This window comes from Planomonospora parontospora (genome assembly GCA_014647935.1).
Lineage (GTDB): Bacteria > Actinomycetota > Actinomycetes > Streptosporangiales > Streptosporangiaceae > Planomonospora > Planomonospora parontospora.
This window is the reverse complement of sequence record BMQD01000109.1, coordinates 1-569: the sequence shown is the minus strand read 5'-3', so window position 1 is coordinate 569 and position 569 is coordinate 1. Positions and strand designations below refer to the sequence as shown.

Genomic DNA, 569 nt, shown 5'->3' with positions numbered 1-569 from the left:
TGGACTGGCGGCTGCCCAACCTGCCCGGCCCCGAGGTCTGCCGGCGGCTGCGCGCCACCCCGGAGACGGCGGAGGTGGCGGTGCTGATGGTGACCGCCTGGGCGGGCGACAGCGTCGAGAACGCCCGCCAGGAGGCCTGCCGGGCGGGGGCCGACGACTTCATCCTCAAGCCGGTCCACCCGCAGGAGTTCCTCGCCCGGGTCCTGGCCCTGCTGAGACGGTTCCCGCCCGCCCGGGCCTGACTCCGGCGCCGGCCGCACCACCCGGGTCCCTGCCACGATCGGCATCGAAAATCTGCAGTGGCGGGATTAGACATTCGTTGCGGAGGCGGCTAGTGTTTCTCTCGTCGCAAGGAACGAAACGACCGGGCAGCGCAGCAGGACCCAGCAGGACGACGAGCTGCCCGGACAGGTTGGATGAACGCGAAGTCGACGGCAGAAGGTCGGACGGGACGGGCCAGCGCAGTTGGGAAAGGGCCCCGACCGTGGACACGCTGCCGGTAGGTGACGGCAGAAGGTCGGACGGGACGGGCCAGCGCAGTTGGGAAAGGGCCCCGACCGTGGACGCGC

The 569-nt window shown here is 71.2% G+C and carries 1 protein-coding gene; it reads left to right on the top strand.

The features are described 5' to 3' along the window. Positions 1 to 242, top strand: a 242-nt coding sequence (locus IEZ07_RS35335; protein ID WP_191898780.1) for a response regulator transcription factor, incomplete at its 5' end; no start/stop codon positions are given. Positions 243 to 569: the final 327 nt, after the last annotated feature.